We start from the raw sequence: 7477 nt of genomic DNA, 5'->3' as shown, positions 1-7477 counted from the left end.
GATCGGTAAGATGCGCGCAAAGCGTCCTTAGCGCCTCCCTCTGCTGCGGCGAAAACTCCGCTATCGATGCATACAGCCGCTCGCACCGCGCGCCTTTCATCCGCCCGCTCATGACCGCATCCAGCCACGCTAGCGACCCGTCCCCGACCTGCCGCACATACTCTCGCCCGAAACCCTCCAAGTTGCCCGTTTCTGCCATTTTGCCCTCCTGCGTTTAAATTTCATATTTCGGCCCGCGTTCACCAAGTTTAGTCTAAATTTTGGCTCCGAAGCCCGCTTAAGCTCTCTTTGCGATAAAAATATCGTCTGTTTTGAAATTTCGCTTTTGAAATTTGCCGTTGCACTCCGCTTGCCGTGTCTAAGCGCACCGCGTCTTGAGCGCTTTAAAATTTAGCGTGCCCTTTTGAGCGCCTAGCTTTTGCCCGCGTGACGCTGCATTGAAATTTAGCGCGCTTCTTTCAGCTTGATTGATTTGCTAGGTAGCCGTTTTGCGAAGTCTAAATTTCGGTACCTTTTTCAAATCCCGCGCAGATGATGTCTTTTAGCACATCTGCCTCTGATTTTAGCGCCTCGCTATCGGTCTTTTGCGCGGCGCTCTTTTTGTTCGCTAAATTTTTGCTAGAGCTTTGCGGCGATGGCTTTTTGCGCGAGTTTAAAATTTCGGCGGCATCTCGCGATATTTCGCCCTGTGTCTGCGCGGTGGAAATTTCGCCGCTAGCCTCGCCAGCCTTGCTCGCGTGGCGGCTTAGCACGCTTTTGACGCGTATCTTTTCGCCTGCGTAAAACGCCTCGCAAAGCCCGCCTTGCGCCTCATAGTCCGTCACTTTGACGCTGCCTTCTTGAAATTTATAAAATTTCACCCGTTTTGCTCTGCGTAGCTCCTCGGCCCCGCACCATATGCCGGCCTCCGCGTCAAGATCCGCGAGCGCGAATGCGCCGTCTGCAGCCTTATACATATTGCCGAGCCTTATCGGTATGCGTTCGCCACTCTTTTTGGTAAGCACGAAGCCGATCTTTTCGCCATCTTTTGGGCTCTGGCGGAACTGCCCCGAGAAAAATGCCGTGAAAAACGCGACCTCTTTGATCTCGCCGTCGGTGCCTAGGTACCTCGTCCAGCCATCTTCGGGCACGTCAACTTCGGCGACGTCTCGTCCGTCATTTGCGCCGCATTTTAAGCCCGCGCAGCCGCTAAGCGCTAATGCTGCAAGCGCGGCTAGAAATAAGTTTTTCATATTTTCCCTTCAAATAAATTTGTCTCAAAGCAGGGCGCTCAGGCACTTAAATCCGTAGAGCATTATTTCAGGCTCGCGGGATAGCCGCTAAATTTTTCGATCCAGCCGTCCTCGCCGTAGAGCTCGCCGCAAAGCCCGTCCGAGAGCTCGGCTAGATTTTCACCCGCCTCGTCCGCAAGCCGCCAGCGCTCGCTTTGCTCGAAAAAGCTTAGCGTCTCATGCAGGACGTGATCGGTAAGATGCGCGCAAAGCGTCCTTAGCGCCTCCCTCTGCTGCGGCGAAAAGTCCGCTATCGATGCATACAGTCGCTCGCACCGCGCGCCTTTCATCCGCCCGCTCATGACCGCATCCAACCACGCCAGCGACCCGTCTCTGAGCTGCCGCACATACTCTCGCCCGAAACTCTGCAAAACATCCATTTTTCACTCCTTGCATTTAAATTTTAAAATTTTTGGTACCTCGCCTAAATTTAGATCGAAATTTACTTCATAAGCCCGTTTAAGCTTTTTGCGTCCTAAATACGGCGCGCCGCATTTCACCTTTTATAAAATTCTACTTAGCGAGCGCCGTTTTTATCGTTTGCGCTGCTATTTTACCGCGCCGCAAAATTCGCGCTACACCTCAAAGCCCAGCTCCGTTTAAATTTTAAAATCCGAAAGCTCGCGACCGAAATTTTAAAATTTAAGGCTCGATGAAATGCGTTTCGGCGCGATGGTATGCGCCGCTTGAAACTTTAAATTTTAAAAACTCGCACTTCGCCTCAAAGCCCGATAGCGGGGCTAAATTTATCAAGCCGATGTCGCCCAGATACGTAGAAATCGCTGTCCGCTCGCCTCAAACGAGTACTCCTGCCAGTCCCAGTCGTTCTCGCCGCCCATTGCGAAATTTTCAGGCTCATCCGATAGAGCCGCCGCGCTCAAAGCAGCCGCTATACGCTCTTTCATAAAATCATCGGGCTCGCAGGGCGTAAATTTTTCAAATTTTATCTCGTAAAGGGAGGCGAGCCCAAAGTCCGCGCGCACGAGCTTGCCGCACTGTTGCGCGAACTCCGCCGCGCTGTATTCGTGCTTTGGGGCGTAGTACCAAACTTCCAGCTCCTCGATGCTTTCGCCCCTAAATTTTATGGATTTTATCATTTTGACCTCATTTCGCTCATCGCGGCAGTTTAAATTTCGTCGCTAGAAATTTATAAATTTCACTTGCGCCCATACGGCGCAGGTCTTACGCGCAGGATCAAACTCTCGCTATTCGGCGCAAGCATGCCGTGCGGTCAAATTTTAAATTTAATCCGCCGCGCTTTAAATTCAGACGCCGAAGTCCGCCCGCATCCCCTCTTTGCCCTTCGGCGTAAAATAGCAAACGACGTAGCAGAGCATTCGGTCTTTGCAGTCGTATTTAGTTTCGAGAGCCCGGGTAATGCGCGCAAATTCCTGCGGCGGCTTGTCCGCAAAGGCGCCTCGCAGCTCATCTGCGGCGATATGTCTTGGGCTAAGGAGCAGATACGCCGCACCGCCGTCCTCATCCTCGCTGATGGCGCGTAAAATTTCATCGCTCGCGCGAATCCGCCAGTGCTCCTTGCCGTCCCATTCGCGCAGGCTCAAAAACGCCGCGCCGCCGCCAGCGTCCAAAGACTTTTCGTTTGGAATTTGAGCGCGTAAAGCGCCTTCATTTAAGCTCTCCTCGCTAGCGACCTCGATAAAAACGTCCGTGCCGAGCAGATAGCTGGTCCGCTCAAACTCGCTTTCGTACTCCCAGCCGTCAAATTTAGCGGCAAATTCGCGCACCCGCTCGTCCGCTTCGCAGCCGAACATCATCGCGTCGCTATCTGAAATTTTAACGATATAAGGCTCGTTCATGAGGCTTTCCGAATTTTATTGCGGCTCGCATTTGCCGTAAACCCACTCGCGAGTTTCGTTTAGCTTAAACTCGCCGTCTTTTAGAAAATACTGCTTGCTGCTTTTGATCGCGTTTTTGCCCGCGGCTATGTAGTCACCGATGAAGCCGCGATCTAGGACGTCGTGCGCTAAAATTTCAGGCTCAAAGACGTTTTGCGTTCTTTGCGTCTCGCGCCATTTGCCGCTCTCATCAGGCTCGCGCAGGATGATGGAGATGTTGTTGCCTGCCTCGTCGTAGTCGTAGATATACTCGTATTGCTTGCCATCGGAAACCTGGCGATTTTTTATCACGTTGCCGCGCGCATCGTAGCCAAACTCGTTTTCAAACACGACCTCCCAACGCTGCGACTCCTCGCGCCAAAGCGCGGTTTGCTCGCGTAGAGGCCTGCTCTCCTCGGTCTCCTCGTGCACGTTTTTGTAGTACTCCCTCCACTCGTTTTTTGCGGCGTCCCAGCGCGATCTTAGCTCGCTAAAGCGCCTATACTTGGGCTCGATCTTGCGCAAGATCTTTTCATCGCGCCCCCAGGCGCCGTCGCGCCACACAAAATTTATCTCGCTGCGCGTTCCGTCCGCCGCCGTAAAGACCGTCTGCTTTGTAAGCGGCACCCATTTGCCGCGCCACGCGTAGCCTTCGGAGCCCGCGTAAGCGTCGCCGTTGTAGTGGTATATCGATTTTTCGTACGGCACCCATTTTTTCGCTTTGGCGTTCCATTTATAGGTCGCTACGAAATTATTTCTGTCGCTTTCATCGACAATCCTTTTTGTAAGGTGTGTCGGCGTCCATCTGCCTTTTTTTAGCGTGAAATTTTGTAAAATTTCCGTTTTACCCTCGCGCTTTTCGACGGCTTTTTCACCCTCGTATGGCTTGCCGTCCTTTTGCAGGCTGAAATAAATTTTCGAGCCGTCCTTTGCGATCTCCTGCTTGCTTATCGCCGTTTCGCGAAATTTGTTTGTATTCGCGTCCCAGTCGTATTCGACATTTTCGATCTCGCGCTCGCCGCTTTCGTCAAATTTGCTAAAGCTTTTCGATACGGAGGTTCCCTCTTCGCTGCTCTTTTTGTAGATTTTTTCTAGGCGGCGGGTTTTGGCGTCGTAGTTTTGGCTAACTTTATATTCATAGCGCGGCACAGCTCCGCCCTCTGTTTTGTAGCTCGTCTTTTGTAGGCAAATTTTATCCGTTCGCGCCTTGAAATTTGATGCCGTTTCGTGCGTCTCGTCCGTCTCGGTTGCGCCCGCAGGCATCGCGAGCGCTAATGTCGCCGCCAAAATAGAGCCTGCTAAAACTGCCGCCCGCGCTCGAAGCTTGTCTGCCGAAACCGCCGCCTGCGCCCCAAAAGCGCCCGCCAAAATAATCGCTCGCGCCTTTAAATTTAGCGCCGCAAAATTTGCCGCGTCCTTGGGTGAAATTTTAAAAACACCTCTCATGACCGCTCCTTTATCTGAATTTTAAATCGCGTCTACCGCTTTATATCCTCGCTCGAAAAAGCTCTTTCACCTTCGTAAATTTTCTCATAGCGGCTTAGCTTGCCCTCTTTGAAATAGCCGATGAAATAGGCCGCCGATCTTTCGGCCTGCTCTTGCGAAATTTCATCGTAGAGGCGGGCGGGCTCCTTTGATTTTTGTTTGTGCAAGCACGAACAGCTGCGAAAATAGCGCTTTTTGATTTTAAAATTTTGCGCCTCGCCGCCTTGCTCGTCTGCGCGCTTTGTCGCGCTTATTTCGCTACTTTGCTTGCCTGCGGGCGCCAGATCATCTCTCCCGCCGCCCCCTATCGTCTGTTTTTGCTCGCTTGCCGCGGCGTGATCTTGCGCCGCTACGACGCCGAAACAGATACTCGCCGAAATTAAAGCCGAAATAGCCGTTCTTGTCGCTCTGGGTAAAGCCATTTTTCAACCTTTTCTTTTGCCGCCGCTGCGTACGGACCTGCTGCCGCGCAGGATTTAAATTTTAAAATTTACGCGGCGCACGAATGCCTCCGCGCTAGCTAAATTTAATCGCGGCTCTCGCATAAATACTGTTATGCCGCTAAATTTTAACCGCAGCACTCGCACGAATATTGCTCGTCCGCTAAATTTAACCGCGACTTTCGCGCAAGGCCGCGCAGGTAAAATTTCGCGGCTAAATTTTACCGACGCATCTTCAAACGCTATTTTATCTTTTTATATTTCCACGTCTTTTCCGTTATGACCTCGGATTTTCCGTCTTTAAGCTTAAATTCCTTAAAGCTCGTTATCGCGTAGGCGCTAGGCATCTCAAACATCATCAGCGCGGCTCCGTATCCCACGCTATCTGCCGGGATTTGGGTATCGTAAGTGGCCTCCGAGCGCCCGGTTTGCACCCATTTGCCGCTCGCGTCGAGTTTGTAGATATCCATCGCGGTATTGCTGCCGTGCTCGTCGTAGCTATAGACGTATTTGCCGCTACTGGAATTTGATTCGTGGCTTTGCACGAGCGGGCGCTCGCCCGATTTATCGTAAATTTCGCCGTTTGAGTAGCTTTTGACCCAATCTTTAAGCTGCTCATCCCACAGATAAGAGGTCATATTAAGATCCGCGCCCTTCTTGATAGTGGTCTGTTTGCTCATATTATCCCACGCGCCCTTCTCGTCATTCCAGATGAAGCTCGTAACGACCTCCTCACCCTTTGCGGCATCAAGCTCGTGCTTGCTCATCGTCGCGTTTTGCCACGCGCCGCCCTTAAAGGTGCTGCGGATCTGCTCGTAGCTACCGTTTCGATCGCCGTTAAGCATCTCTCGCTCGCTGTTTTGCCACGCGCCGTTTACAAACTCGTAGGTTACGTATCCGTTCATCTCTCCTGTGGCGTCGTAGAAAATTTCGGTCTTATCTTTGGGTTGCCAGCTCTTGCCGTCCCATTTGAAGCTTATCGTAAGCTCCTCCTTATCCCACGCGTTTCTTACGGATCTGTTCATGCTCTCTTTATGCCATTTGCCCTTTATGAGCTTATATCGCACATCTTCGGTTGCGTTGCCGTCGTAGCTGGAGACGGTTTTGCTCGCATTGCGCGTGCCGTCATCCGCTATCGAATTGCTCTCGCGCGTCGTGATGCCGTCTTTGACGCTTTCCATGTAGTCTTCTATTTTTTTCCACTTGCCGCTTTTAAGATCGAGGTTAAATACTTCAAATTTAACCATTCCTCCCTTTTCGTCAAAGTAGCTGATCTCTTTGTAGCTAGAGCCTAGGCCGTCCGAGGAGTTCCTGTCTCTTATCTGCTCTAGCTTGCGCGCCGCCGCGTCATAGCTTAGATGCGTGCTCTCCTTACGCTCTCCGAGTGAGCTGTAGCTCATACTTTGCACCATATACTCATACTCCTTGGCAAACGCCGCCGCACAGAGCAGCGCAAGTATCGTAGCGAGCTTTTTCATCCTCTTTCCTTGGAAAAAATTTTGATAATTATATAATGTTCGTATATAAAAACGGATAAAATTTCGTGCGATATGTTAAGATTGAGTATCCATTTTTTGAGTACTTTTTTCTTTATATAGGTTGTTTGTAACAGCTTGTTTAAATCAAAAATGTTATAATGACCCAACGAAATCCAAAAAAAGGGGAGGCGTAATTAATATGAAAAAAACAAAAAAATTTACAATATTAATGCTTATCTTGGTTAGTTTATCTTTAATTGCATATGGTAAGGAGGATAAAGTCGAAGCAAATGTAACTACTAATCTTTCAGAAGAAGAGTTACAAATAGCAAAAGGCGTCAATGGGGACCTGCCAGATCCTGTTTATACTTATGAAGCAATAGTTGATGAAGCGGGAGGATTATACCAATCACCAGATGCAAAGGAAAATAATTATTTAAAAAAACATAATATATGGAAAGAGGATGTTCAAAGAGAGTTGAAAAAAATAGAACCAGCATTGGATGAAAATGCTTCCGAAGAAGAAATTCAGCGTCTATTTAAACAACTTTTATATATCGCAGGTTATGACTACACACCATTTGAAACAATAGATAGATTTTCTTATGTAATTTTTAAAAAAGATATGGAAAACCCATTCACTCATGAAAAAATTGAAGAGAATATGAATGTTAACGTAGAAATAGTCTTAGATGCATCAGGTTCAATGGTAAAGAAAATTGGAGATAAAACAATGATGCAAATCGCAAAAGAATCTATCAAAAAAGTTTTATCAGAAATGCCGGCTAATGCAAAAGTAGGAATAAGAGTATTTGGTCATAAAGGAGATAATACGGCTTCTAAAAAAGATGAATCATGTGGTGCAAATGAGTTAATTTATCCAATTGGAGATTTGAATGCAGAAAGAATAGGAAAAGCCTTAGAACCAATACAACCAACAGGGTGGACTTCAATTGCAAAATCAATTG

9 protein-coding genes are annotated in these 7477 nt (G+C 49.0%); 1 reads left to right on the top strand and 8 read right to left on the bottom strand.

What is annotated here, in order from left to right; all coding sequences use genetic code 11:
* The 8 genes from Q0438_RS08815 to Q0438_RS08780 form a co-directional block, all read right to left on the bottom strand.
* Nucleotides 1-199, bottom strand: a 199-nt coding sequence (locus tag Q0438_RS08815; RefSeq protein WP_299190222.1) for a hypothetical protein, incomplete at its 3' end; no start/stop codon positions are given.
* A gap of 298 nt (nucleotides 200-497) precedes the next feature.
* Nucleotides 498-1232 (bottom strand): hypothetical protein, encoded by a 735-nt coding sequence (locus tag Q0438_RS08810; protein WP_299190221.1) that lies wholly within the window; start codon nucleotides 1230-1232, stop codon nucleotides 498-500.
* A gap of 62 nt (nucleotides 1233-1294) precedes the next feature.
* Nucleotides 1295-1651, bottom strand: a complete 357-nt coding sequence (locus tag Q0438_RS08805) for a hypothetical protein (protein ID WP_298098111.1) — start codon at nucleotides 1649-1651, stop codon at nucleotides 1295-1297.
* Nucleotides 1652-2020: 369 nt separating this feature from the next.
* On the bottom strand, nucleotides 2021-2368 hold the full coding sequence (locus Q0438_RS08800) for a hypothetical protein (protein ID WP_299190219.1): 348 nt from the start codon (nucleotides 2366-2368) through the stop codon (nucleotides 2021-2023).
* Nucleotides 2369-2536: 168 nt separating this feature from the next.
* Complete coding sequence (locus tag Q0438_RS08795) at nucleotides 2537-3088, bottom strand: hypothetical protein (RefSeq protein WP_299190217.1); 552 nt, start codon at nucleotides 3086-3088, stop codon at nucleotides 2537-2539.
* Between the two features lie 15 nt (nucleotides 3089-3103).
* Nucleotides 3104-4552 (bottom strand): hypothetical protein, encoded by a 1449-nt coding sequence (locus tag Q0438_RS08790; protein WP_299190215.1) that lies wholly within the window; start codon nucleotides 4550-4552, stop codon nucleotides 3104-3106.
* A 32-nt stretch (nucleotides 4553-4584) separates the two neighbouring features.
* Nucleotides 4585-5013 (bottom strand): hypothetical protein, encoded by a 429-nt coding sequence (locus tag Q0438_RS08785; RefSeq protein WP_299190214.1) that lies wholly within the window; start codon nucleotides 5011-5013, stop codon nucleotides 4585-4587.
* 260 nt (nucleotides 5014-5273) lie between these two features.
* Complete coding sequence (locus tag Q0438_RS08780) at nucleotides 5274-6509, bottom strand: hypothetical protein (RefSeq protein WP_299190213.1); 1236 nt, start codon at nucleotides 6507-6509, stop codon at nucleotides 5274-5276.
* A 199-nt stretch (nucleotides 6510-6708) separates the two neighbouring features.
* Here Q0438_RS08780 and Q0438_RS08775 point away from each other — a divergent pair.
* Nucleotides 6709-7477, top strand: a 769-nt coding sequence (locus Q0438_RS08775) for a hypothetical protein (RefSeq protein ID WP_299190211.1), incomplete at its 3' end; no start/stop codon positions are given.

Origin of the sequence: uncultured Campylobacter sp. (assembly GCF_938030785.1) — a bacterium.
GTDB lineage: Bacteria > Campylobacterota > Campylobacteria > Campylobacterales > Campylobacteraceae > Campylobacter_B.
The sequence above is the reverse complement of the archived record's forward strand: the minus strand, read 5'-3'. Positions and strand labels throughout refer to the sequence as shown.

Bases quoted from the DNA above. Each gene is read 5' to 3' on its own strand.
- Q0438_RS08810 (WP_299190221.1), bottom strand. From the start codon at position 1,232: ATGAAAAACTTATTTCTAGCCGCGCTTGCAGCATTAGCGCTTAGCGGC.
- Q0438_RS08800 (WP_299190219.1), bottom strand. From the start codon at position 2,368: ATGATAAAATCCATAAAATTTAGGGGCGAAAGCATCGAGGAGCTGGAA.
- Q0438_RS08790 (WP_299190215.1), bottom strand. From the start codon at position 4,552: ATGAGAGGTGTTTTTAAAATTTCACCCAAGGACGCGGCAAATTTTGCG.
- Q0438_RS08780 (WP_299190213.1), bottom strand. From the start codon at position 6,509: ATGAAAAAGCTCGCTACGATACTTGCGCTGCTCTGTGCGGCGGCGTTT.
- Q0438_RS08785 (WP_299190214.1), bottom strand. From the start codon at position 5,013: ATGGCTTTACCCAGAGCGACAAGAACGGCTATTTCGGCTTTAATTTCG.
- Q0438_RS08805 (WP_298098111.1), bottom strand. From the start codon at position 1,651: ATGGATGTTTTGCAGAGTTTCGGGCGAGAGTATGTGCGGCAGCTCAGA.
- Q0438_RS08795 (WP_299190217.1), bottom strand. From the start codon at position 3,088: ATGAACGAGCCTTATATCGTTAAAATTTCAGATAGCGACGCGATGATG.